The sequence below is a fragment of the Caproicibacterium sp. BJN0003 genome (assembly GCF_026314295.1).
In the GTDB taxonomy this organism is placed as follows: Bacteria; Bacillota; Clostridia; order Oscillospirales; family Acutalibacteraceae; genus Caproicibacterium.
The window spans coordinates 2,300,891-2,326,895 of record NZ_CP111108.1 but is presented as its reverse complement, the minus strand read 5'-3'; the positions used below and the strand labels follow the sequence as shown (position 1 = coordinate 2,326,895).

The 26,005-nt window shown below is 43.6% G+C and carries 23 protein-coding genes; 8 read left to right on the top strand and 15 right to left on the bottom strand.

The genetic code is table 11. The annotated features are described in order from the left end of the window. Positions 1–13: 13 nt before the first annotated feature. Positions 14–505 (top strand): RidA family protein, encoded by a 492-nt coding sequence (locus OP489_RS11560; protein WP_266162135.1) that lies wholly within the window; start codon positions 14–16, stop codon positions 503–505. Then, on the top strand, positions 499–1,260 hold the full coding sequence (locus OP489_RS11555) for a creatininase family protein (protein ID WP_266162134.1): 762 nt from the start codon (positions 499–501) through the stop codon (positions 1,258–1,260). The genes OP489_RS11560 and OP489_RS11555 overlap by 7 nt, the downstream gene beginning before the upstream one ends. A gap of 155 nt (positions 1,261–1,415) precedes the next feature. Here OP489_RS11555 and dnaJ read toward each other — a convergent pair whose 3' ends face one another. From dnaJ to OP489_RS11520, 7 genes are all read right to left on the bottom strand, one after another. Continuing rightward, entirely contained in the window at positions 1,416–2,552 is a 1,137-nt protein-coding gene (gene dnaJ / locus OP489_RS11550; protein ID WP_266162133.1) for a molecular chaperone DnaJ, read from the bottom strand. Between the two features lie 109 nt (positions 2,553–2,661). Further along, positions 2,662–4,527 (bottom strand): molecular chaperone DnaK, encoded by a 1,866-nt coding sequence (gene dnaK / locus OP489_RS11545; RefSeq protein WP_266162132.1) that lies wholly within the window; start codon positions 4,525–4,527, stop codon positions 2,662–2,664. Positions 4,528–4,625: 98 nt separating this feature from the next. Next, positions 4,626–5,207, bottom strand: coding sequence for a nucleotide exchange factor GrpE (grpE, locus tag OP489_RS11540; RefSeq protein WP_266162131.1), 582 nt, complete (start codon positions 5,205–5,207; stop codon positions 4,626–4,628). A gap of 31 nt (positions 5,208–5,238) precedes the next feature. Beyond that, complete coding sequence (gene hrcA, locus OP489_RS11535; RefSeq protein ID WP_266162130.1) at positions 5,239–6,264, bottom strand: heat-inducible transcriptional repressor HrcA; 1,026 nt, start codon at positions 6,262–6,264, stop codon at positions 5,239–5,241. 198 nt (positions 6,265–6,462) lie between these two features. Continuing rightward, positions 6,463–7,578 (bottom strand): radical SAM family heme chaperone HemW, encoded by a 1,116-nt coding sequence (gene hemW / locus OP489_RS11530; protein WP_266162129.1) that lies wholly within the window; start codon positions 7,576–7,578, stop codon positions 6,463–6,465. Further along, a complete protein-coding gene (pth, locus tag OP489_RS11525; RefSeq protein WP_266162128.1) occupies positions 7,575–8,177 on the bottom strand; it encodes an aminoacyl-tRNA hydrolase in 603 nt (200 codons plus the stop codon). The genes hemW and pth overlap by 4 nt, the downstream gene beginning before the upstream one ends. Positions 8,178–8,272: 95 nt before the next feature. Continuing rightward, positions 8,273–9,229, bottom strand: a complete 957-nt coding sequence (locus OP489_RS11520; RefSeq protein WP_266162126.1) for a ribose-phosphate pyrophosphokinase — start codon at positions 9,227–9,229, stop codon at positions 8,273–8,275. A 418-nt stretch (positions 9,230–9,647) separates the two neighbouring features. On the opposite strand from OP489_RS11520, the gene ppdK reads away from it, so the two are divergent. The 6 genes from ppdK to OP489_RS11490 all read left to right on the top strand — a co-directional run bounded on the left by ppdK (position 9,648) and on the right by OP489_RS11490 (position 17,779). After that, positions 9,648–12,278, top strand: coding sequence for a pyruvate, phosphate dikinase (gene ppdK / locus OP489_RS11515; RefSeq protein WP_266162125.1), 2,631 nt, complete (start codon positions 9,648–9,650; stop codon positions 12,276–12,278). A 312-nt stretch (positions 12,279–12,590) separates the two neighbouring features. Continuing rightward, positions 12,591–13,109 (top strand): hypothetical protein, encoded by a 519-nt coding sequence (locus OP489_RS11510; protein ID WP_266162124.1) that lies wholly within the window; start codon positions 12,591–12,593, stop codon positions 13,107–13,109. A gap of 242 nt (positions 13,110–13,351) precedes the next feature. Beyond that, the gene (locus tag OP489_RS11505) at positions 13,352–14,869 is read left to right on the top strand and encodes an amino acid adenylation domain-containing protein (protein WP_266162123.1); all 1,518 of its coding nucleotides are present in this window, start codon (positions 13,352–13,354) and stop codon (positions 14,867–14,869) included. A 57-nt stretch (positions 14,870–14,926) separates the two neighbouring features. Beyond that, the gene (locus OP489_RS11500; protein WP_180341929.1) at positions 14,927–15,154 is read left to right on the top strand and encodes a phosphopantetheine-binding protein; all 228 of its coding nucleotides are present in this window, start codon (positions 14,927–14,929) and stop codon (positions 15,152–15,154) included. A gap of 18 nt (positions 15,155–15,172) precedes the next feature. After that, positions 15,173–16,765 carry an MBOAT family O-acyltransferase gene (locus OP489_RS11495; protein ID WP_266162122.1) on the top strand — a complete coding sequence of 531 codons (1,593 nt, stop codon included), beginning with the start codon at positions 15,173–15,175 and terminating at the stop codon, positions 16,763–16,765. 27 nt (positions 16,766–16,792) lie between these two features. Beyond that, positions 16,793–17,779 carry a hypothetical protein gene (locus OP489_RS11490; RefSeq protein ID WP_266162121.1) on the top strand — a complete coding sequence of 329 codons (987 nt, stop codon included), beginning with the start codon at positions 16,793–16,795 and terminating at the stop codon, positions 17,777–17,779. A gap of 198 nt (positions 17,780–17,977) precedes the next feature. Here OP489_RS11490 and OP489_RS11485 read toward each other — a convergent pair whose 3' ends face one another. The 8 genes from OP489_RS11485 to rlmD form a co-directional block, all read right to left on the bottom strand. Next, positions 17,978–19,720: a CvpA family protein gene (locus OP489_RS11485; RefSeq protein WP_266162120.1), complete on the bottom strand. Its 1,743-nt coding sequence runs from the start codon at positions 19,718–19,720 to the stop codon at positions 17,978–17,980. Between the two features lie 24 nt (positions 19,721–19,744). Continuing rightward, on the bottom strand, positions 19,745–20,212 hold the full coding sequence (gene tadA, locus OP489_RS11480; RefSeq protein WP_266162119.1) for a tRNA adenosine(34) deaminase TadA: 468 nt from the start codon (positions 20,210–20,212) through the stop codon (positions 19,745–19,747). Then, entirely contained in the window at positions 20,209–21,426 is a 1,218-nt protein-coding gene (locus OP489_RS11475) for a CPBP family intramembrane glutamic endopeptidase (protein ID WP_266162118.1), read from the bottom strand. The genes tadA and OP489_RS11475 overlap by 4 nt, the downstream gene beginning before the upstream one ends. A gap of 32 nt (positions 21,427–21,458) precedes the next feature. Next, a complete protein-coding gene (locus tag OP489_RS11470; RefSeq protein ID WP_266162117.1) occupies positions 21,459–21,851 on the bottom strand; it encodes a DUF4176 domain-containing protein in 393 nt (130 codons plus the stop codon). Between the two features lie 208 nt (positions 21,852–22,059). Then, positions 22,060–22,662, bottom strand: a complete 603-nt coding sequence (locus OP489_RS11465; protein WP_266162116.1) for a lactate utilization protein — start codon at positions 22,660–22,662, stop codon at positions 22,060–22,062. A 32-nt stretch (positions 22,663–22,694) separates the two neighbouring features. Further along, positions 22,695–24,029: a sodium-dependent transporter gene (locus OP489_RS11460; RefSeq protein ID WP_266162114.1), complete on the bottom strand. Its 1,335-nt coding sequence runs from the start codon at positions 24,027–24,029 to the stop codon at positions 22,695–22,697. 64 nt (positions 24,030–24,093) lie between these two features. After that, positions 24,094–24,843, bottom strand: coding sequence for an arginase (locus OP489_RS11455; RefSeq protein WP_266162113.1), 750 nt, complete (start codon positions 24,841–24,843; stop codon positions 24,094–24,096). After that, a complete protein-coding gene (gene rlmD, locus OP489_RS11450; protein WP_266162112.1) occupies positions 24,840–26,003 on the bottom strand; it encodes a 23S rRNA (uracil(1939)-C(5))-methyltransferase RlmD in 1,164 nt (387 codons plus the stop codon). The genes OP489_RS11455 and rlmD overlap by 4 nt, the downstream gene beginning before the upstream one ends. Between the last annotated feature and the right edge of the window lie 2 nt (positions 26,004–26,005).

The following is a 26,005-nucleotide window of genomic DNA, read 5'->3' as shown; positions in this document are numbered from 1 at the left end:
AGGGGGCATTATATTGAGTGATATTTATAAAAAAATAGAGGAACTTTCTTTGAAAATCCCAAAACATACTTCTTCAATTGGACGTTATAACATGATGACGGTGTTCGGAGAAAATTATCTTTATACTTCTGGAACTGGCTGCGCAAAAGATGGAAAACCTTTGGTTGTGGGGCATCTGGGAAAAGATGTTTCCTTGGAAGAGGGCAAAAAAGCGACCCGGCAATGCGCGCTGAATATTTTGGCGAATGCACAAGAATGTATCGGAGACCTAAATCGTATTTCGAAAATTATTAAAATGACAGTTTTTATTGCCAGTGCAGGAGAATTTCATGAGCAAAGCGCAGTTGCGGATGGAGCTTCCGAATTGTTTTCTGCTCTTTTGGGAGCTGAGAATCAGGGGGTGCGCAGCGCAATCGGTGTGAGTGCTTTACCAAATGGACAGTCCGCGGAGATTGAAGTTCTTTTTGAATTGCAAAAAACAGGAAAGAAGGAGTCGGAATGCTGATTAACTGGAACGAGTTAAGTCAGCTGGAATTTGAGCAGTATCGTGAAAAAGCTGCAGTGGTAGTCAATTTTGCATCTACAGAACAGCATTCTTATCATCTACCGGTAGGGACGGATGCTTTTTTGGGAAAAGAAGTTACCGAACAGGCAGCAGCGCTTGCAAAGACGCCGATCATTCTTCTGCCGCAGGTTTGCTATGGATATTCACCGCATCATCGTTTTGCGCCGGGATATATCACCATGCCCCAAAAGGATTTGGTCAATTATGCCTGCGATATTTGTGAATGTGTGCGGGAAAATGGCTTTCAGAGAATGTATCTGGTCAATTCGCATGGGGGAAACCAAGTTTATCTTTCTGCTGTGATCAATGAGATGGGCGAAAAACATGGAACCTCTTTTGCTCTCAAAGAATTGCGTTATTGGGATGTAGCAGGCCCAAGAATCAGCGAGATTCGGGAGTCAAAGTTAGGCGGAATGGGCCATGCAGGTGAATTTGAAACTTCAATTATGATGTATCTTCACCCAGAGCTTGTTCATAAGGAATTAATTCATGAATGTGATCCGGTACCCGGAGACCCGTGGTTTCAACGTGATCTTCTGGGCTACAAAAAGTATCAGAAATATGCGAATTTCAATGAGGTGAATCCCGAGGGACATATTGGGCAGCCACATCTTGCATCACCAGAAAAAGGAAGGCTGCTCTTCGAAGCAGTTACAGAAGAGTTGGCAAAATTTTTTGATTACTTTAATCGGTAACGTTTTGAGACCATTTTAATTTACTTACAATTCTCCTATTTATATAGAGAAGCACCCTATCTGCAATTTGCAGATAGGGTGCTTCTCTTTTTATGAACAATAAAAAATCGGGACTGTTATCCTATTAAGATACAGTCCCGATTAGAAGATGTGTTTTAATCAAACAAATTCTTTAGCTTATCGAAAAAAGACTTACGGTTTTGATAGTTCTTATCGTTGGCGGAGTCATCAAAATTTCGCAGCAGTTCCTTTTGCTTTTCAGTCAGATTCTTCGGAACCTCGATCGTAACGCGGACATATTGATCTCCGCGTCCACGGCTGCCGAGCTTTTGAATGCCTTTTCCGCGCAGCTTAAAGATATCGCCGGGCTGTGTGCCCTCGTGTACCTGGTAGCTTACTTTGCCGTCGATTGTAGGAACAACTACTTCGGCGCCCAGCGCAGCTTGGCTAAAGGTAATCGGCATTTCGCACCAAACATCAAATCCGCGGCGTTCAAAAATCGGATGAGATCTTACCGAAACAAATACATGAAGATCTCCTGCGGGGCCTCCGTGCGTTCCAGCGTTGCCCTGTCCGGAAATATTGAGTACCTGCTGATCAGCGATTCCTGCCGGGATGCTGATTTCGAGTGTCTTTTTTTGGCGAACATGACCGGTACCGCTGCAGGTAGGACACGGACTGTCGATTACTCGACCGGTGCCGCCGCAGTGATCACAGGTACGGGTAGTCTGCATAACACCAAACGGCGTGCGCTGGCTGACGTGGATTTGACCGGTGCCTCCGCAGGTAGGACAGGTTTTAGCCGAAGTGCCTTTTTTGGCACCACTTCCGCCGCAGGAAGAACAGACGTCAATTTTTTCATAGGAAACCGTTTGCTTGCAGCCTTTTGCAGCCTCCTGAAAACTGATATAAACGCTGGTTTCTGCATCGCTGCCGCGCCGTGCAGCATTCGGATTTTGACGACGAGTACCGCCGAATCCGCCGCCAAAGAAAGAATTGAAAATATCTCCGAGATCAATATCTGCATCAAATGGACTTCCGCCGGGACCTCCGCCAAAATTGGGATCAACGCCGGCATGACCAAACTGATCATACCGTGCTTTCTTTTCCGGATTGGAAAGGACTTCGTAAGCTTCATTAACCTCTTTGAATTTTTCTTCTGCTACTTTGTCTCCCGGGTGAAGATCCGGGTGATATTTTTTAGCAAGCTTTCGGTAAGCTTTTTTAATTTCGTCATCAGAAGCGTTCTTCGGCACGCCCATGACTTCATAATAATCGCGTTTTTCTGCCATTAGTTCTATCACTCCTATAGGACGCGCGAAAGGCAGCCGAAGCTGCCAGATTACGCGTTACACAAATTTTTTCAGAGAATCCGATTGTTCTGTGCTTTCTCTTCCAAAATTATTTCTTGTCTTTGTTGTCGTCTACATCTTTATAGTCTGCATCATAAACGGTGTTGCCGTTTGTATCCTGATGAGGTGCATTTGGCTGTGCGCCGCCTTGCGGGGCAGCACCAGCAGCGCCACCTTGTGGAGCAGCATTTTTGTAGAGCTTTTCGCTGATGGAGAACAGCACCTTCTGCAGTTCGTCAGATTTTGTCTTCATATCTGCAGTATCGTCTTTGCTGGAAGATTCTTTCAGAGCGGCGATCTTGCTTTCAAGTTCTGTCTTATCATTGCTGTCCATTTTGTCGCCACTGTCTTTTATAAGCTTTTCAGCGGCATAGACCATCTGCTCTGCATTGTTCTTTGCATCGACAACCTCGCGGTGCTTCTTGTCTTCCTCTGCATATTTCTCAGCATCTTTTACAGCCTTATTGATATCATCTTTGCTCATATTGGAGGAAGAAGAAATCGTAATATGCTGTTCCTTGCCGGTCGCAAGATCTTTTGCGGAGACATTTACAATGCCGTTGGCATCAATATCAAAGGCGACTTCGATCTGAGGAATTCCACGCGGAGCCGGAGCAATACCATCCAGTTTGAAGAGGCCAAGCTGTTTGTTGTCGCGGGCAAAATCGCGTTCGCCCTGCAGAACATTGACTTCAACCTGTGTCTGACCATCTGCAGCAGTAGAGAAAATCTGACTCTTTTTGGTCGGGATCGTTGTGTTGCGGTCAATTACCTTTGTCATAACGCCGCCCATGGTTTCAACGCCAAGAGAAAGCGGGGTAACATCCAAAAGTAGCAGACCTTCGACTTCGCCGCCCAGAACACCGGCCTGAATAGCAGCGCCAATTGCAACACATTCATCGGGGTTGATGCCCTTAAATGGCTCTTTGCCGCTCACCTTTTTAACAGCTTCCTGAACAGCCGGCATACGAGTGGAACCACCGACCAACAAAATCTTATTAATATCGTTGAAGGAAAGTCCGGCGTCCTTCATTGCCTGATTAACAGGGCCCATGGTGCGCTCGACCAGATCGGAAGTGAGTTCATCAAATTTTGCTTTTGTGAGCGTCATATCCAAATGTTTCGGGCCGTTTGCATCTGCTGTGATAAAGGGGAGGTTGATCTGGGTGGTGGTCATGCCGGAAAGATCAATCTTTGCTTTTTCAGCAGCTTCCTTTAAGCGCTGCATTGCCATCTTATCGTTGGAGAGATCGATGCCGTTTTCTGCTTTAAAGCCTTTGAGCATCCAATCAATGACACGGCTATCGAAGTCATCGCCGCCGAGGTGAGTATCACCAGCAGTTGCGAGAACTTCCTGAACGCCGTCACCCATTTCGATGATAGAGACATCAAAAGTGCCGCCGCCGAGGTCGTAAACCATGATCTTTTGTTCCTGCCCTTTATCAACGCCATAAGAAAGCGCTGCTGCGGTTGGCTCGTTGATGATACGTTTTACATCGAGGCCTGCAATTTTGCCGGCATCTTTTGTAGCCTGACGCTGTGCATCACTAAAATATGCAGGAACGGTGATAACTGCGCTGGTGACCGGCTGGCCAAGATAAGCTTCGGCATCAGCCTTCAGCTTTTGCAGAATCATTGCGCTGATTTCCTGAGGGGTATACTGTTTATCATCAATTTTTACTTTGTAGTCGGTGCCCATGTGGCGCTTAATAGAAGAAACGGTGCGCTCCGGATTCGCAACAGCTTGACGTTTTGCGGTTGCGCCGACCATGCGCTCGCCGTCTTTTTTAAAGCCGACAACGGAAGGGGTTGTACGTCCGCCTTCGGCATTTGCGATGACGACTGGCTCACCGCCTTCAATAACTGCAACACAGGAGTTTGTAGTGCCTAAATCAATACCAATTGTTTTACTCATATTTGTTACCTCCAAATCAATGTTTCGGTGTAAATGTTTTATTTAAATCTGCATGAAATCCATGCGGAAGGACAAAAGAAAAACTAGGGTTTCCAAAATCAATTGGCAACCTGAACCATCGCGTGACGAACAATACGGTCACCCAGTTTATAACCGGGCTGAAAAACTTCTGCAATGACATTTTCTCCAAGATCGTCACTTTCAATGTGAGAAACGGCATTGTGATATTCGGCATCAAATGGATCGCCTTTTTTGCCCATGGGTTCAACTCCAAGCTTTTTAAGTGCGGATTCCATTTGCTTTTGAACCATCTCAATCCCTTTGCGCAGGTCTTCTATGGAACAGTCTTTCTGACTGAGAGCTCGCGTCAGGTTATCGGCTACCGGAAGAAATTCCAAAACCGTCGCCGCAGTTGCATCGGCATAAGCCGTTGCTTTCTCGCGTTCGGTGCGTTTACGATAGTTATCGTATTCTGCGGCCGTGCGCAGCAGAATGTCTTTTTGCTTTTTAAGCTCCGCCTGCGCTTTTTCCAAAAGTTTTGCAGGATCCTCCTGTGGATTTTCCACTTTTTCTTCGGGCTTTGACTCAGCAGGTTCCTTTTCTTCCACCTTAGTTTTTTCAGCTTTTTCTTCCTGTGGCTTCTCTTTTTGCTTCTCTTGGTTGTCTTCTTTTTTATTCAAGATGATGCCCCCTATCTTTTTGACTCTAAAGTCATTGTAATTTCATTAATTCCGTGAGCATTCGTCCTACACTGTCGGAAAGGTACGAAAGACTCCCGAGAAGGCGCTTGTAATTCATACGCATGGGCCCTAAAAGTGCGATTGCTCCGGCAGGCGTTCCATTGATTGCATAGTGGGAAATAATTAGCGCCATGCTGTCAAGTGCCGGAACCCCGATCTCTTTTCCAATCAAAACCCGGTCACCGGGTTCAATCAGCAGGCGGTAAACTTCGTCTTGCCGCGCTAAAAATCCCATCACTCGGCGAAGATCCCCTTCTCCAACCTCGGGATAATAGAGCAGATTCGTTTCTCCATCCATGCGAACGTCAGCTCCCATTGCTTCGCGGGCTACTTCTAACAATGCCATCAATGCACTGCTCATCAGCATACCGACATTCCCCATGGAAGCCGCCAAAGATTGGATAAAAGCAGGCGTAATTTTGCGAATTGGCATGTTTACAAGCTTTTCATTAAAAACTCGAAAAAATACCCGCAAAATTTCAGGGGAAAGATCAAACTCACAATGAAAAACCCGTGTGTGCATGGTACCGTTGCTGGTCATCAAAATGACCATTGAGGTGCGACGGCTTGTCTGAACAAACTGAACTGCCCGAACAACTGCATCCCGTCCGCTGGGGGTAATGGAAATTGCCGCTAAACGGGTCATTCCAGAAAGTGCTCGTGAAACACCGTCCAAAAGTTTTTCCGGGTCATAGGCGCTGGGGAGAAGCAAAGCATCAATAAAATGCCGCTCATCCGGAGTGGTGGATTCCGGTTCAATTAAAGAGTCCAGATAAAAACGATATCCGGATTCACTGGGAACCCTTCCGGCGGAAGTGTGTGGCTGTTCCAAAAGACCCATTGCGGAAAGCTCACTCATCTCGTTGCGCACAGTGGCAGAGGAAACCGGAAACTCAAGCATCTCACACAGCACTTTGCTTCCGACCGGTTCACCGGTTTCAGTATAAAGTTCAATGACCGCTGTTAAAATTTTTTGCTTGCGTGGGCTGAGTTCCATGAAGATCACCTCTTTTGACGAGTTAGCACTCTATAAGATCGAGTGCTAACTACATTTATAAATGTACCATTACTTTGCCCCAGTGTCAATAGGGTATTTGTAAAGAGATTATGAATTGTCAAAAATTTTTACAAAAAACTAGAAAAAGGGGCCGGCAAAAAAATTGCCAGTCCCTTTTTAGAAAAGTTATTTTAAGATTTATAATGCTTCCAGCAAGGTTTCGATCAAAGAATTTGAAACCAAAAACCCCCGCGGCGTCAGTGAAAGTGATTCAGGTGACTGCGTTAAAAGCCCGGCTTTTTGGTAAGGAATCGCTGCTTCACGCAGAGAGCTTGGGATTCCATGAGAAAAGCGGCTCAGACAATCTTTTTCAGTTAGTCCTTTGCAGAGGCGCAGACGCAAAAGTGCATATTCCGAAAAACTGCCGGCAGGGATTACACGATCGGTTTCTTCTATAGGTGGTTCTCCCATCAGAAATCCCCGCAGAGAACGCGGCCAGTAAAATCGTTTTCTATTATAATAGGAAGAAGCAGAAGGACCAAGCCCAAGATATTCTTCCTGATTCCAGTATTTTAAATTGTGGCGGCTTTCATAGCCCGGCTTTGCAAAATTCGAAATTTCATATTGGGAAAAACCTGCATTTTTTAATTCTTGGCAGGCAAGAAGATATCGTTCACAGTTTTCTTCTTCTCCGGGAAGATTTAAACTGTTTCGATTTTTAAAAAACAACGTGCCCGGTTCGATTTGCAAAAGATAGGCGGAAACGTGAGAAGCACCATTTTCTTGGCAGAATCGAATGCTTTCTTTTAAAGAATCGTCGGTCTGTCCCGGAAATGCCAAAATCAAATCAAGAGAAATATTTTGAATTCCGGCGCGTCGTGCTTCTGCCATGGCGGAAGCAGCCTGTTGAGGCGTGTGTCGGCGCCCGAGAAAAGAAAGTTCTTTAGAATTTGCGGACTGAAGCCCTAATGAAATACGGTTGACACCTGCCTCAAAAAGAGGTGGGAAAAAATCGGGCGGAATTTCTCCGGGATTAACTTCCACCGTGATTTCAGCATCGGTAAGACCAAATTCGGTTCGGGCAGTATTTGTTAGACGGCAGAGCCGCTCAGCCCCTAAAAGGCTGGGGGTTCCGCCTCCAAAATAAAGCGTGTCGCAGAAAAAATCCGGGTGCTCTTTTTTCCATTTTTTCATAGTGAAAATCAAAAAATCCGTATAGGATTCCATCTGCTCTTCTGTTGCCCGCAGAGAAAAGAAATCGCAGTAAGGGCATTTTTGAACGCAAAAGGGCACATGCAGATAAAGCCCGTTCATCCGTTATAGCGATTCATCGCTTCGTCAATTTTGTCATTTACCATAAGAGCAGCTGCGGCCGCAGCGTTTTTGGTGCTTTCGTCCATCAGTTTCATTTCGTCTGTTGAAAAGTGGCTAAGGACCCAGTCTGCTAAATCCCACTGCGGATTCGGCTTTTTCCCTACGCCGATTTTAATGCGTGGAAATTGATCACTGCCGGAGAGATACAAAATGTTTTTCATGCCGTTGTGTCCGCCGTCGCTGCCCTTGCGCCGAATTCGAAGATGCCCGCAGGGGAGAGAAATATCATCAAAAAGCACAATCACTTTTTCGGGAGGGAGCTTATAAAAGCGCATGGCTTCGGTGACACTTTGACCGGAAAGATTCATAAAAGTGGAAGGCTTTAGAAGAAGCACTTTTTTACCGCCGAATGTTGCAGACGTACAAAGCCCCTTAAATTTTAGGCGGTCAAGTTTTACACCCGCGTCATCAGCAATTTTGTCAATTGCCATAAATCCGGTGTTATGGCGTGTCCCTTCATACTCTTTGCCGGGATTGCCAAGCCCCACCAGAAGATATTCAATGGAACCAATAGCTTCCGGAGATTTTTGAAAAAACATCGGGGAAAATCCTCCTTTAAAAAGATGAAAAGAAGGGGCCGCCGCCCGGGAGGCCAGCAGTCCCTTCTCTATTTTGAATTTTAACAAGCCGGATTTCAGATAAACATAGGGGAAACCGGTTTATCTTCATAGATGCGCTCGATTGCTTCTGCAAAAGTCGGAGCGGTCGGCAAAAGTGTAATTTTGTCCAGCTTCTTTTCAGGAGGCAGCGGAACTGTATCCAAAAGGACAACTTCGTCAATGACCGAATCCTGGATTCTCTGAATTGCGGGGCCGGAAAGAACACCATGAGTTGCACAGGCGGTAACGGAAAGTGCACCATGCTCCATAATTGCTTTTGCAGCATTGCAGAGGGTACCGGCAGTATCGATCATATCGTCGACCAGGATGACTTTTTTACCCTGAACGGAACCGATGATGTTCATAACTTCGCAGACATTGGCTTTTTGGCGGCGCTTATCTACAATGGCAAGCGGCGTGCCAACACGGGTTGCAAAGTCACGGGCGCGAGTAACGCTGCCGAGGTCGGGGGAAACTACCACATAATCGTCAACATGGTCTGCGACACGCTCTTTGAGGAAAGATGCCAAAAGCGGAACTCCGCGCAGATGGTCAACGGGAATGTTGAAAAAGCCTTGAATCTGTGCGGCGTGAAGGTCCATTGTGAGGACGCGGTCCGCACCGGCTGTGGTGATCAGATCGGCACAAAGCTTTGCACTGATCGGATCGCGTGCTTTTGCCTTGCGGTCCTGACGGGCATAGCCAAAGTAAGGAATCACTGCAGTGATTCGGGCAGCGCTGGCACGCTTCATCGCATCAATCATGATAAGCAGTTCCATCAGGTTGTTGTTGACCGGCGCGCAGGTCGATTGAACGATAAAGCAATCAGATCCGCGTACGGATTCCTGAAGAGAAACGGAGATCTCTCCGTCGCTGAAAGTGGTTACTTCACTCTTACCCATGGGCAGTCCCAGACATTCGCTGATCTGTTTTGCTACGCTTTTACTGGCGTTGGCAGCGAAAATCTTGATTTCCTTGCCGTGAAAATTCATGTCATATCCCCCTGTAAAATGATTCAGTTTTGTGGGCTCCTCTTTTTCCCGATTTTTTTCATGGCAGCTTGTCCTATAATAAGGTTGCCAAAAGGGGAAAAACCCTTTTTCTATCATTCCGCACAAAAAAGAAAAATTCGTAAAAAGTCTATTTTGTGTGAAATAAATATCAGAAAATATATTATTAGTATAGGTGTTTTACTATAAAATTTCAAGGGAGAAGTGATAAGAATCTGTTTTTTCGTAGGAAGCGCCATTTTTCTTTCGATTTTCTTCGAAAACCTTTGCATTTTCAAAAATTTCTGTGGAAATCATGGCAGGAAGTTGCTATAATAATAACGAAGTGGGCGAAATCTGCCACTTTGTGGATTTGAGTTTACTTCAGCAAACTGATATTAAAAGTGTAGGAGGATTATCTATGAGTCACAAGTATGTCTATCTGTTCTCAGAGGGCAACAAGGACATGAGAGAACTCCTGGGCGGCAAAGGCGCAAACCTTGCCGAAATGACCAATGCAGGAATGCCGGTTCCCCAGGGATTTACAATCTCTACAGAAGCCTGTACCCAGTATTACAATGATGGCCGCCAGATCAATGATGAGATCAAGGCGGAAATTGATGAGTATCTTGTAAAGATGGAAAAAATCTGCGGTAAGAAATTTGCAGATCCGGAAAATCCGCTTTTGGTTTCCGTTCGTTCCGGTGCCCGCGCTTCCATGCCTGGCATGATGGATACAATTCTGAATTTGGGCCTCAATGACGTTGTGGTCAAAGGTCTTGCAAAGTTCACGAACAATGAGCGCTTTGCTTATGATTCTTATCGCCGTTTCATCCAGATGTTCTCGGATGTTGTTATGGAGCTGCCGAAGCCTGAGTTTGAGAAGATTATCGATCAGAAGAAGGCAGAAAAAGGCGTTAAGATGGATACCGAGCTTTCTGCTGATGATTTGAAAGATTTGGTTGTTCGCTTTAAAGCTTTCTATAAAGAGAAAAAGGGCGAGGATTTCCCATCTGACCCGAAGGTTCAGCTGATGGAAGCAGTCAAGGCTGTTTTCCGTTCCTGGGACAACCCCCGTGCAAATGTTTATCGCCGCTTAAACGAGATTCCTTATGACTGGGGCACTGCTGTTAGTGTACAGGCAATGGTCTTTGGTAACTCTGGCGATCGTTCCGGCACAGGCGTTGCATTTACTCGTAACCCGGCAACCGGTGAGAAAGCACTGTTCGGCGAATATCTCATCAATGCACAGGGCGAAGATGTTGTCGCTGGTGTTCGTACACCTTCTCCGATTGCACAGCTCAAGCAGGATATGCCTGAAGTATACAAGCAGTTTGCTTCGATTGCAGACCGTCTCGAAAAACATTATACCGATATGCAGGATATGGAGTTCACCATTGAAAATGGCAAGCTCTACATGCTGCAGACTCGTAACGGAAAACGTACCGCAAACGCAGCTCTGAAAGTTGCTGTTGACCTTGTGGACGAGGGCATGATCGACGAGAAAGAAGCAGTTCTCCGTGTTGAGCCGAAGCAGCTTGATGCTTTGCTTCATCCGCAGTTTGACGCTGAAGCACTTAAAAAGGCAAAGGCACTTGGCAAAGGATTGGCTGCATCTCCGGGCGCTGCCTGCGGCCGTGTCGTTTTCTCTGCTGAAGACGCAAAAGAGTGGGCAAAGAACGGCGAGAAGGTAGTCCTGGTTCGCCGTGAGACTTCTCCGGAAGACATCGAAGGCATGCAGAGTGCAGAAGGTATCCTGACTGTCCGCGGCGGCATGACCAGCCACGCAGCTGTTGTTGCACGTGGCATGGGAACCTGCTGTGTTTCCGGCTGTGGTGAGATCGTTGTTGACTATGATGCAAAGACCTTTACCCTCGGCGGTAAGACCATTAAAGAGGGAGATTATATTTCTCTTGACGGCACCACCGGCAATATCTATGGAGAGGCGATTCCGAGTGCTCCGGCTACCATTAGCGGAAACTTTGGCCGCTTTATGGAATGGGCCGATAAGTACCGTCAGCTCGAAGTTTACACCAACGCTGATACTCCCCGTGATGCAAAACAGGGCCGTAAGTTTGGTGCAGAGGGAATTGGCCTTTGCCGTACAGAGCATATGTTCTTCGAAGAGACCCGTATTAAGGCAATGCGCGAGATGATCGTTGCAGAGACAACCGAAGAGCGTGAAAAAGCACTCGCAAAGATTATGCCGTTCCAGCAGGGCGATTTTGAAGGCCTGTATGAAGCAATGGAAGGCCGTCCGGTTATTATCCGTTACCTCGATCCCCCACTTCATGAGTTCCTGCCTACGAAGGAAGAGGACATTAAAGAGATTGCGGACGAGCTCGGAATTACTGTTGCTCGTTTGAAGAATGTAATTGCAAGCCTGCATGAATTCAACCCGATGATGGGTCACCGTGGATGCCGTCTGTGCGTTACCTATCCGGAAATTGCAAAAATGCAGACCACCGCTGTTATTAATGCTGCTATCGCTGTTACAAAGCGCAATAAATTTAAGGTTGAGCCCCGTATTATGATTCCGCTGGTCGGCGAAGTCAAGGAACTCAAATTCGTAAAAGATATTGTTGTCGAGACCGCGGATCAGCTGATCAAAGAATCCGGCATGGATATGAAGTATCAGGTTGGTACCATGATCGAAATTCCGCGTGCTGCTTTGACTGCAGATGAAATCGCGAAGGAAGCAGAGTTCTTCAGCTTTGGTACAAACGACCTTACACAGATGACCTTCGGCTTTAGCCGTGATGATGCTGGTAAGTTCCTGGATTCTTATTATGAGAATAAGATCTATGAATTGGATCCGTTTGCACATCTGGATCAAAAGGGTGTTGGCAAGTTGGTGAAGATGGCTGTTGAGCTGGGCCGCAAGACCCGCCCGGATATCCATCTCGGAATTTGCGGCGAACATGGTGGAGATCCAACTTCTGTTGAGTTCTGCCATGATGTTGGTCTTAATTATGTTTCCTGTTCACCGTTCCGTGTGCCGGTTGCACGTCTGGCTGCGGCACAGGCTGCGATTAAGAATCCTCGCAAGTAATTTTTTACCATTAAATTAAAAGATCTCCGCATATTGCTTAAAAGGCAATGCGCGGAGATCTTTTTTATACTGCAGAATGAGCTTCATTTTTAGAAGACCAAAATGATGTGAAGATTAACACTATAAAGCGTAAATCCAAATAGTCAGTTTTAAAAGAAACGTAACAATTCTTGACTTTTAAAGCTGTTCTATGTAAACTTTAAAGGTAAAGGAATACAAATTTACAAATAAAAAATATGCTTTTTATAAAATTGTGACATAAAACACCTTTTTATGCCACAATTAAAATACTCTGCCTTAAGGAGCCAATCGATGGACAAAACAGTGTTATTTAAAAATATAACAGAATTTGACGACAATCAGATGGTAGAATTCGCCAAATTCCTTTGGGAAAAATTGCCCGGAGGAAGAAGACTGCAGCGCAGAATGAAAAACAGTCTGCTGGGGGGCGCATTTGCGTTTCTGATTATTGCCATTATTTGCGCAGTGCAGCCGGAACAAATGATGATTGCTATTTTGGCTGTTATTTTAAGTATCGTTAGTTTTGTAGTTGCCTTTCGTCAGGAAAATTTTCAAGAAAAAGTTTATTTTGAACGAATGCCTGCGTCACAAAACAGAATTCATTATCAGTTTTGTGAGGATCATCTTTCAGTATTGGCAGAGGGAATAAACGATTACTTTTTTTGGGGCGACTTGCAAAATCTTTTTGGAACTTCGCAGTTCATTTTTCTCATTTTTTCTAAAGAATATCTTCCCGTTTCCCTAGAATATTTTTCTAACGAAGATCGTCAAAATTTCTTGGAATTTCTAGAGCAGATTAAAATTGTATAAAATTACAGATTATAAAATAAAAGGATTCTTTGGGGAATACACTTATTTTTTATCAAAAGAAAGAAAAAATCTGAAAAATAATGCTTGGTTTATGGAATTAAATGCCACTCAGAAGGAATTATCCCTTGTGTTCTCTTTATGACATGGTTATAATAAAAAAGAATGTATTTTTATGAAGGCATTGTCCTTTTATGCAGTTAATTCTGCAAAAAGGCGATTGATAAAAGTAAGGATTTTTAATTATGAAAAATATATTGGAATGGATTGAAAAATCAGAAGAAAATTTTTCGGAAAAAACAGCGTTTTCTGATGATCAGCAGGAAGTGACCTATCAGCAACTTTTGGAGCAGGCCAAAGCACTCGGAAGTTTTTTGGGGAAGTTTGGTCAGAAAAATCATGCCGTGGCGTTACTGATTCCCCGCAGCGTAGAAACTTTGATTGCGATGATGGGAGTTGCTTACAGCGGAAACTTTTATGTAGTGTTGGATACTGAAATGCCGCAGAAACGAATGACCGCAATCCTTGAAAAAATTTCGCCGTTTGCAATTCTTACGGTAGATACTTTAAAAGAAAAAGCAGATGAACTTCTGCCTGGGAAAACCGTAGTTTTTGAAAATGCAGTGCAGGAGCCAATTAATGAGAAACTGCTTTTAGAGATCCGTGAGAATATGGTAGATGCGGATCCGCTTTATGCGCTTTTTACATCCGGATCTACTGGGATGCCAAAAGGAGTTGTTGTTTGCCACCGGAATGTAATTTCTTATATTAACTGGTATGTTTCGGCGTTTTCCATTGATGATTCCGTTGTCTTTGGCAGTCAAACGCCCTTTTATTTTAGCATGTCTGTTTCGGATGTTTATAGCACACTTTGTGTGGGGGGTACCCTGCATATTATTCAAAAGCAGACGTTTTCATTTCCATTGCAGTTGCTGCAACAACTCAATGCCAAAAAAGTGAATACTATTTATTGGGTGCCTTCTGCGCTTTGCCTGCTTGCAAACTGGAAAGCATTTGATTACGAAAAGCCGCAGTTTTTAAAGAGAGTGCTTTTTGCGGGAGAGACAATGCCGACAAGGCAGCTTAATTATTGGATGGGACATTTGCCGGACTGTACTTTTGCAAATCTCTTCGGACCAACCGAGACTACCGATATCTGCACTTACTATGTAGTGAACCGGGAGTTTGCAGATGGGGAATCTCTTCCGATCGGACATGCCTGCAATAACTGCGACGTATTTGTTTTGGACGAGAATAATCATCTGGTTGAGCCCGGAGAAAAAGGAGAACTTTTTGTACGAGGCTCTTTTGTTGCACCTGGATATTATGCAGAATCGGAAAAGACAGCAGATGCTTTTGTACAAAATCCGCTGAATCCCTATTATCCGGAACCTGTTTATAAAACAGGAGATCTTGTTCTGTATAATTCTTATGGAGAGCTTGAATATGCCGGACGAAAGGATTTTCAGATTAAGCATATGGGTTACCGGATTGAACTGGGAGAAGTGGAAGCTGCTGCTTCTGCAGTGACGGAGATTTCTTCCTGTGCAGTCTGTTATGATATGGGAAGCGATCAAATCATCCTGTTTTATCAGGGAAAAAAGATTTCAGACGAAGACCTGATGAAACAATTAAAGCGCCGGCTTCCACCTTATATGTTGCCGGGACGGCTTTGTCGTCTAAGAAGTTTTCCTTATAACCAAAATGGAAAAATTGACCGCAAAAAGCTTTTGAAAGACTATCAGGAGCAAACAAAATGTTAAAAACTGATTTTTAAGAATCAGATAATATGATATTTTATCAGAAGGAGTAGGTTCATTATGGACGAATTACTGCAAATTTTAAACACCTTAAAACCAGGCGTCGATTTTACGAAAGAGACTGATCTTGTTAAAAGAGGCATCCTTGATTCTTTGACTATCATTACGCTTGTGAATGAACTGAAAGATGAATTTGATATTGAGATAACGCTTCTTGATATTGTTCCTAAAAACTTTTTCTCTGCGCAAACTATTTATGATATGGTAAAACGTTTACAAGACGAATAAAGAGGAGAAATTGTTCTTATGGCATATAATTCACTAGCTTATCTGGTTGTATTTTTAGTGCCTATTTTTCTTCTTTATACAATTGTTCCCAAAAGATATAAATGGATTGTCCTTTTAGCGGCAAGCTATGGATTTTATCTGATGGGCAGCGGCTTTTTGGTGATCTTTTTACTGATTACAACTGTTTCAATTTACTTTTGTGCCCTTTCTTTGGATAAGGTTGCGAAAAATGGAGCGGCCGTTCGAAAAACACTTCCCAAAGAGGAAAAGAAGGCTTTTCGTCAAAAAATAGATAAAAAAAAGCGCAGGATTGTGCTGCTGACCGTTTTAGTTAATATTTTAATTTTACTGGTACTTAAATATTATAATTTTCTCGGCGGAGCGATGGATGGCCTGTTGGTTTCCATAGGACTCCCAAAGATTTTTCCTACGGTCAGTCGTCAGATTCAGCCTTTAGGAATTTCTTTCTATACGCTGCAGGCAATCAGTTATGTGATGGATGTCTATCATGGGAAATATACCGCGGATCGGAATTTTGGAAAAGTAGCACTTTTTCTGGTCTTTTTCCCACAGATTGTTGAGGGGCCAATTGGACGTTTTGATCTTTTGGCAGACCAGCTTTATGAAGGACATGCTTTTGATTGGCAGAGGACGATCAGTGGAATTCAGCTGATTTTGTGGGGACTTTTCCAAAAGGTCGTGATTGCAGACCGCGCAGATATTTTGGTTGGAAAAGTCTGCGGCAGTTTTGCAAATTATTCCGGGATCACGGTGATCCTGACGATGCTGATTTATACCCTGCAGATTTATACGGATTTTGCGGGGTCCATTGATATCGTTGCGGGAAGTGCTCAGCTGTTCGGCGTTTCCCTTTCAAAGAACTTTGATCGTCCGTTTAGCTCTCATACGGTCAATCAGTTCTGGCGGCGTTGGCATATTACGTTGGGCACATGGCTGCGGGATTATGTTTTTTATCCGGTTTCTATTTCCAAACCGATTTTTTCTCTTGGAAAATTTACACGTAAACATTTGAATACATTTTTTGCTGGTTTGGTTCCAGCGCTTATTTCACTGTTCTGCGTTTGGTTTACAAATGGATTCTGGCATGGTGCTGGAGTAAAATATATCCTTTATGGGATGTATTATTATGTGATCACAATTTTAGGACTTCTTTTTGAGCCGGTGTTTCGCCACTTCTTTGAAGCTACGAAAATTGATCGAAAAGGAAAAGGTTTTCAGGTGTTCCAAGTGGTGCGTACTTTCTTTTTAGTCAATGTTGGAATGCTGCTTTTCCGGGCAAATACAATAAGCTCTTTTAAACAGATGTTTGTTTCGATGTTTAGTGGGTTTAATCCTTCTGTCTTAACGGATGGCTCTCTTTTAAGTTTGGGATTAGACTATAAAGATCTGATCATTTTAGCGGTCGGTACACTTCTCTTGTGGATTGTTGGTCGGCTGCATACGAAAGGGCATCACCTGCGTGATGAACTCGCACAAAGAAATTCGTTTTTGCGCTGGGGACTCAGCATGGCGATGCTGTTTGTGATTATTATGTTTGGTGCTTACGGTTATGGTTATGTTGCAATCAACCCGATTTATGGTAATTTTTAAACGAATAGGAGTAGGTGGGACCAGTCTATGCAGATAAAAAGTAAGACAATTTTAAAAAGATGCTGCTGCGTCATTCTGACCTTAGGAATCCTTTTCGGTGCGTTAAAAGGGTTGTCATTTCTTGTAACGCCGCGAGATAATACAGCAGAAGCCGGTATGTACTATCCGGATGGACGAGGATTTTATTCTTATCCACGAAACTCTATTGATGTTTTTGTAATTGGAAACAGTGATTCTTATTGCGGTTTTTCTCCAATGGAACTTTGGAATAATTATGGGTTTACTTCTTATGACAGCGGGGAGCCGGAACAGCGTGCAACTCAGGGCTTAAATATGCTCAGAGAAATTTTGACTCGTCATAAGCCAAAAGTAGTGCTTCTCGATTTAGACGAAATCTTTGAGGGAAAAAATACGATTGGGAATACTTTTTCAGATATGTTTTCTTATGAATTTCCCATTTTTAGCTATCATAATCGGTGGAAAACATTGGATCTTTCCAGTGCTTTTCGAGAGGTAAATTATACCAATCAAAAAGGTTCCGTTAAAATTGGAGGGCAGCATCTTCATAATAAAATAAAGGCTTATACAGGTCAAAATAATATGAAGAAAAAATCAAACTTTGTCAGTATTCCATGGGCTTCTCAATATGCCATGGATCAGATGCAAAAACTTTGTCAGGAGAATGGGGCTGCATTTGTTCTGATTGATGTTCCAGCGGCGATTACATGGACCGGTGCAAGGCATGATGCAGCAAAAGCGTATGCAGAATCCAGAGGGATTCCGTTTTTAGATCTCAATACCGACCTCGACAGTATGGGATTTAGCTGGGAAACAGATACAATGGATGCCGGTTATCATATTAATATAGCTGGTGCTGCTAAAGTGACAAAATACCTTGGAGAATATCTCAAACAAAATTATTCTTTAACAGATCACCGCAGTGGCTCAGATTATTCCTTCTGGAACGACAATTATAAAATCTATCAGCAAGCTGTCCAAAAAAGTTCAAGCTGATTTTTCTTACTTTTATGACTTTAAAAAGTAGCAGGTTCCTTATCATTTTAGAAGGATCTGCTACTTTTGTTTTGCTGCAATTTGTTTATTTACTTTAAAGTACATCTTAGGAACTTGATCAATTACCCCCAAAAAAGAATATATAAAAAGCACCGGCCTCAATATTTTTAAGGCCGGTGCTTTATTTTATCTCTAATACTATTTTGTTGTAGTACTTGAGGTGGATTCTGTGGCTGAAGCAGTGGAAGATGTTGCGGTAGATGATGAATTAGAAGATCCAGCAGAGTCTTTTACAATTCCTGTGACGGTACAGACACCATCTGCACTGCCATCTGCTGGGGGCGTATAAGTCAGTGTAATTCGATCTCCCTCAGAATAGCGCAGAACGTCAAGATCTTGAGAGACTGGAACATCGAAAAGGGACGAGCTGCTGTCTAGAAGCAGGTAATAATGGCTGTTGCCGTCCAATACACTCTGGGCCATTTTGCGGATTGCACCGGTAATTTTTTTATCATTTGCAGTGGTGTTAACGGTTCCTCCAGAGATTCCATTCTGAGCCATTAGGGAAACATATTTCTTTTCACATTCCGCAACTGTGTCACCGATTGCGACAATCTGATATTTTTGAACATTGACCATAGCATATTTTTTAACCAATCCGGAATTATCTTTTAGCGCAATAAAGTAGGTCGGCTGGTCAGCAGTGTTGAGTAGAAGCGGGAAGGTCGCTTTGTATCCCAGGTTCTGTACTTGGCCCTCAGCGCTGCTCATAGCGGAACTTTCGACAGCCCCCTGTACACTATAGAAATGGGTTTCTCCTGTGCGCTGATTCATCAAAACGAATCCAACGATACTTTGGTCGCCTGTAACGGAAGTAACTCCGGTATAAAGCCATACATCATCGTCAAGCGCAAGATAATTATAGCCGTCGGTGGTTTTCAGACAATCTTTCTGACCAAAAACCGAGTTGAGAAAGCCATGCTTTAGGGTTCCGTAATAATTGTAGTAAGAGACTAAAAGGGAAGAGGAGTAGACGCGGTCAACCCATTGTGGAACATCACCTACAGACATATCCTGACATTCACCGGTTTGTGCATTACAGAGAACAACGCGATCGACGGTCTGCCCACCGAATAGTCCGATGCTAAACCCTTTTACGGGGCAAACCCACCAAGGAGTCCCATTTTCATCGAGCTCAAAATTGATATTGTCAAAAATATAAGTAGGATAACGGAACCGCAGATGGCGATAAATATTGCGGTTAAAATATTCTGATTCCGAATATTTGATTGGCTGATCCAGTTTAACAAGTTCGGTGTCCTGTGTTGCCATATCGATTAAAATATAAGCTGGGATGCCATTGGATTGATTTGTCAGCCATTTAATCGGATCTGCATATTGGAGTGGAGCCACTCGTACAGGAGAATTGTGATAGTTAATTTGCGTATAGGTGCTACTGACCTCAAACTGAGAAACCATATCTACCATGCTTCCCATTTTTCGGTTTCCCAAAAGGGCAGCCGAGTCGCTGTCCAACAGTGGAATTTCGTCATAGGAGATTTGTTTAATATCATCGGTAAATTCCCGGTTTTGTACGGTAAGCAGCTGTTGATATTTGGAGGCGTTAACAATCGGAGAAGAGAGTAACCCGCCTAAGAGAAATACCACAACTAAAAAGCCGATGCAAAGAAGTCCTTTTTTTAAACGCTTATCGTGTTTGGGGTTAAGGTCAGGAGGATTTGCTTTGCTCGAATTTTTGAGTTTTGGTAAGACGGTCAAAATAAATACAATTACCACTGCGGCAAGAATTAGAAATTCCCAGAAGCCAACAGAATGAATATTGATTGCCGGCAGTTCTACATAGTAGTAAATAAAAGCCAGAATCAAAATAACAATTGCTGCAACGGCTTTTTTCCCATTTTTGGTGAGAGGCTTTTTCATAACGATCTCCTTTTAATTTTTTATTCAACAGTTTTTCGATTTGCGTCTTTTTCTCAATTCTGAAAAAAATTCTTGTAATAATGCCCGGCATTCCGGCTCTAAAAGACCGGATTCCACCATTGGATGATGATTATAAGGAAGTGAAAATAAATCAACAACAGAGCCGCAGGAACCAGCTTTGGGGTCAGATGCACCGTAAACCAGCCGTGGAATTCTGGCGTTGATAATTGCACCGGCACACATAGGGCAGGGCTCTAATGTTACATAAAGGGTACATTGCCACAGCCGCCAGCCACCAAGCACTTCACAGCCTTTTTGAATTGCTTCAAGTTCTGCATGGCACAGAGCATTTTTAGCAGTTTCCCGCCGATTGCGCCCCCGTGAAATGATTTCACCATCTTTGCTCAATACTGCTCCTACCGGGACTTCGCCTTCTGCTGCTGATTGAGCTGCCAACAGAAGCGCTTCCCGCATCAATTCAGAATCGGTCATAGGATATTTGTCACTGCGCACAGCACAATGAAATTTAAAATCAGAAAGATTGTTCCAAGATTTCCGATTCCACAGGTCATGCGAACTGATAGGGGGGCATGAAGTGTTTTACTTTTTGGGAGTGGTAGATATTTTTTTCGATTTTTTATAAGAAATCCGAGTCCAACGGCGCCGAGCAGTAAAAATACCAAAAAGTAAGCATTTTGAAAATTCTCAAAGACAGTATTCCCATACCATTGCTCTATAAGGACACTCAGACAGGAAAATCCGTTATTAAACATGTGAATTAAAATTGAAATTAAAATAGAACCGGTTCGAATATAAAGATATCCGGCGATCAGACCCATTAAAAATGCAAAAACGAACTGAGGAATATTTCCATGGTAAAGCCCAAAAATAAATGCTGACATGATAATTGCAAAGGAATCGCCATGTCGCCTAAGGATGTTTAAAATTACACCGCGGAAAAGCAGCTCTTCCACAAGGGGAGGAATGAGGGTGCCATAGAGCATATAAAAAATTTGGGTGGTAACGTCTGATGTGAGAGGCATATCGTCGGGAGAAACGTGAGAAATCCCGAACATTTGAAGAATTTGGGTAACAAAAGAGGTAGGATAATTGGCCAGCAGTGTTAGCCCCATTCCGGCAAAAAACATGCAAATAATTGCGCTGCGCGAAAGGCCGTGACTTTTAGGAGAATCAAACCGAACCACTTTTTCCAGCGGTTGATGAGTATGGAGCTGATAAAGCAAAGCTGGAAATCCAATCGCTACGCAGTAGGAAAAGCAGGAAATAGAATAATAAATAATGGGCTTTAGGTAGAAAAAGCTGCTGCTATTGCTGTGTAAAGCGGGATTGGAACGGCACAACCAAGTGAGCCCTAAAATCATGAGATTCATCAGAAAGATAGAAATAAGGACCAGAAAAGAAGAATGACTTGCACAGCGGCGGGTATCCCGCATTTCCTCATAGGAAAGGCGCTGTGCAGTTACAAGAGAGGCAAACGAGATTGGATCTTCAAAGGTGGTTTGAGTAGTAGGATCTTTCTGTATTCCTGGCGGTAAAGAGGGTTCTGCAGAATCAGTGACTTTGGGGTCGCTTGACAAAGCAAAATCATTTTGTGCTGTTGAAATTTTTGTTTCAGAGTCTGAAATTTCCGGATTTGGAGCAGAATTTTTCGGAGAACCTTCCGAAAAAGAATTTGATTCGTTCATGAAAGCTCCTTTTCATCGAAGATTTGTAAAAATTATCCGCGTGCCTGCATCCGATTTTTGATCTGAGACAACCACGCTTTCATATCATCATTAGTATATCCATCAGAGACAATACTGCTTACTTGAGAACGATTAAAGCGATAGAGTTTAGAAGTATCTGTATATCCATCCGGGTAAAGAATGCCGCAGTAATCCCAAACAGAACCATCGGAATCTTTAGAGGCATATCCGGAAATCATAATTTTGTTCGAACTATCCACCAAGGTTACAATGCTTCCAAGCGGCAAATAATCGGTTGTTTGATAGGATGAAGAAGAAACCGAAGAGGAAGAACTGGCAGCAGCGCTGGAAGAAGTTTGCGTGCTGCAGCCGGCGGCAAACAATAAAATAGCTGCCGCAAAAATCGCCGTAATCTTTTTTTTCATGAATGGACCCCTCAAATTATAAAAGATTTTTCATTTAACTAATATTCTAAGTATATCATGCCTAAACAAAAGAAGTCAATTTATTCGAATGAAAGCTTAAAATATCCGATTAGCAATGGAAAATCCCGTAGAATGAGTATATTTCCTTTTTAGCAAAAGAATTCCCTCAATCATAGTTTTTTCTACGATTGAGGGAACTTTTTATTTTTTAATATCCCAAGTCTTCGTCGATCAGGATAACTTCCATTTCAGGAATACCACCCATTTTGCGAAGAAGCACAGAAACACCATTGCAGATGCGTTCGGGACTATCGCAATCATAGCATTTTAGTTCTTTCCCCATGGCGCAAGGCGTTTTTCGGTGCAGCCTTCTGGCGTTAAGTGGTGCGGCAATATTTCGGGCACGCCACATGGCAGAATCATAGTCATCGGCAATTTTATTGGTTCCGACGATAAAAATCACTTTTTCATGATTGTAAAGAGAGGCGGAAATTCGATTTCCACTGCCATCAATATTGATAATCTCGCCGCTTTGCGCGATTGCATTGGCAGAGGTCAGATAGACCTGTGCAGAAAGAGAAGAAGCCCGTACTTCTTTTGCCGGCTGCTGTTTCCAATGCCAAAAAACGGTATTCTCTTTTGTGAGTTGGTCATAGACACCAAGCTGATCAATCGTCACGCTTCCGCCGATCCCAATCGTTTTGCCGTGCAACTGGGAGACAAGATGAGAGGCAGCTTCTGCTCCGGTTTTAAAATACGAAACAGTAAAGCCATGCTTTTGAAGATTTTGGATCGTTTTTTGAATATCCATAGGGCATCCTCCTTTAGTTTAGGAACTTTTTGTTAGCCGATTCCGTGGAAACAAAGTCCCAGAACCAGTACGATAATGGTGAGTGGAACATAAATATATTTTGCAAAGATTGGATAGCTTTTTGAAAGCGGCTTTGGGTGACCAATCTGGAGTTCCTCTTTAATTTTATCATATCCGAGAATATAGTAAACAGAAATTGCACCGAGAACAGCTCCGATTGGTACGATGATAATGGAAACAAAGTCCATCCAATTGCCTACTTTTGGTTCTGCCTCGATAAAAATTCCCACTAAAAGCGTCAGCGCGCCGCATAAAAGGACGGCTGCTTTGCGAGGAATAGAAAATCGATGCTGCCAGCTTTCAATTACCGCTTCAAACATATTGATTAAAGAGGTAATTCCGGCAAATATTACGGAAACAAAGAAAAAGATGGAGAAAATCTGTCCCATCGGAATTTGCTTAAAAATGCCGGGTAGGGTAAGAAACATCAGAGAAGGGCCGCTGGTTGCATCAATGTGAAATGCAAAGACAGCCGGCATAATGGCGAATGCAGCGAGCAGAGCGGCGATGGTATCAAATAGTGCAGTGCGCAGCGAAGCGCTGGGAATATCGGCGCCTTTGTCCAGGTAGGCACCATAGACGATCATGCCGGAACCGGTGATGGAAAGAGAGAAAAAAGCTTGTCCCATTGCCATTACCCAGGTATCACTGCGGAGGAGCGCATCCCATTTTGGAATCAGTAGAAACTCGTATCCTTCTTTGGCACCAGGAAGAAACGCGACCCAGATTGCTAGAACCAGAAACAGTACAAAGAAAAGCGGCATCATGACCCGGCTTGCTTTTTCGATTCCCTTTGTGGTGCCGGCAAGAAGAATCCAACAGACAAGAATAACAACCAGTGCATTCCAGAAAAGGCTTCCAAAATCGCCGGTCGCCTGTGAGAAAAATTGTTTTGCTTCCCCAACGAAAATTTCTCCCGTGATAGAGCCATAGCAGGAACGTACAACCCATCCAATAATGATTGCATAGCCAATGGCAATTCCGAGAGAGCCTAAAAGCGGAATCCAGCCTAAAATAGAACCGAGCTTTTTCTTACCGCGGCTTTCGAAACAGTATTCATAGGCCCCCAAAGTTCCGGTGCGCGCGCGGCGTCCAATTGCAAATTCAGCAGAAAGTCCTACCCAGCCGAATAAAAATACAAACAGCAGATAGGGAATCAGAAAAGCAGCGCCGCCATATTGCCCGAGACGATAAGGAAACATCCAAATATTTCCCAGCCCTACGGCAGAACCGACACAGGCAATAATAAATCCAAAGTTCGAGCTGAAATTCCCGTTCTTGTGCGGGGAGTCAGGTGATGTATTCATAGCTGATAAAATCCTCTCTTTTTTCTCTTTTTATGTTAATGGGAGGCCAATCCCACTTTGATTTCTATGTTTCTAAAGATTCTAAAAACTTGAGCAGAGACAAGTTGATGCGGTCATTTTGACTGATACTTTTTAAAAATTCAATGCAGTCAGGGCATTCCCCACAGATATCAATACCGAGAATTTCTCGATGACGCAGCAGAAAAGCAAGCATTTCGCGCAGTTGTGAAAGACTCATGATGCCTTGATCCCAGGAGGTGTTCACTACTTTTTTGCTGAGAACATCTTTATCGATGGAAATATAAATTGGAAATCTTCCGCAGAGTTCCGAAAACTGAGCTTCCGAAAGATTCAGATGAGAACTGTCAACGCACAAAACCCGATTTTGAAATTCTGAAGGAATCTTTGTTTCCTGCTCTTTGGAAAGTCCAACTAAAATGACTTTTTTGAGCAGCGGAAGCTTTTTTAAAGAATCCAAGATCCAGTCTCCACAGGAAAGAAGGTCAGAAAAAAGCGGCTTCTGCATATCAGAATGATGGTCAAAGACAACCAGAGAAAAAGGAGCCAAAATCTTTTCTATCCAAAACCTGGTGATGTAATGATAATTTCCAGAATCAATAAAGTGAATGCTGCGAACCGGTTCCAAGGAAATTCGCTTCCGAATTTCGCGGGCGGCTTTCTCATCGCAGAATCCGTCTGTTCCGCTAAGGTCGGTGCAGTCAATCCAGTGGATTCGTTCGTGCTGGTAGAAGCGCTCTTCCTCGTAAATATGAGAAAAGTTTAGAATCGATAAAATTGAAGCCGGAGTTGTCATTTTCCCGTTTCAGCTTTCATCAAAAGTGCTACCGTCTCAATATGGTTCGTATGAGGGAACATGTCTACCGGCTGAAGTGCCTTTACTTTCCAGCCCAACTTGACAAGATAATGAAAATCCCTTGCCTGCGTTTCGGGATTACAGGAAATATAGACGACTCGCTTTGGATTTAGGCGGTTGAGACTTGCTAAAAACGGTTCACTGCTTCCGGCGCGGGGCGGATCTAGAAAAACAGTATCAATCTGCTCTTTGTCGGCGGCAAGTTCGACCATAAAATCTCCCGCATCTCCAGTAAAAAACTGCGCATTTGTGGCTTTGTTAAGCTTTGCATTCCGGATTGCGTCTTTTACTGCGGCGGGATTAATCTCGACGCCGATCACTTTTTTTGCCTTTTTGGAGGCAACAAGTCCGATTGTTCCAATTCCACAGTAGGCGTCAATGACAGTTTCTGTCCCAGTTAGATGTGCAAAATCCATTGCGGTGCGATAAAGCACTTCAGTTTGCAGGGGGTTGATCTGATAAAAGCTTTTCGAAGAAATCCGAAAACGGCAGGAGCAGAGATCGTCTTCAATATATCCTGGTCCCCAGAGAACTTTTTCTCGTTCACCGAGCACAAGGCTGGTATGACGTTTATTTAAATTTAAAATCACAGTTGTAATTTCCGGATGTTCAGTTCTCAGCGCTTTTACAAACTTCTTTTCTGGGAAAATCGGATTTGCCGCCACTAAAACGACCATGACCTGATTGGTGGAAAATCCGCGCTTGATCAGAACGTGGCGCAAAAATCCGCGCCCAGTGCGCTCATCAAATGTGGAAAGTTTAAAACTTTTGAGTAGCTTTCGAATGGTTCCCATGATGCGGTCTGCGGTTTCGTCTTCTGTCAGACAGGACTCTACCGGAACGACCCGATGCGTACTGGATTGGTAAACACCGGAGATGATTTGCCCTTTACGGTCCGTTGTAAAAGCCGCTTGTACTTTGTTGCGGTAATGGTAGGGAAAATCCATTCCCAAAATCGGATTCGGCTTGCAGAAATGCCCTAAAAGAGAAAAGACCCGGCGCTCTTTCCAACGAAGCTGTTCCGGATAGGAAAGATTCTGCAGCTGGCACCCACCACATTTGTGATAAAGCGGACACTTATGCGCCTCTTTTAATTCCATAT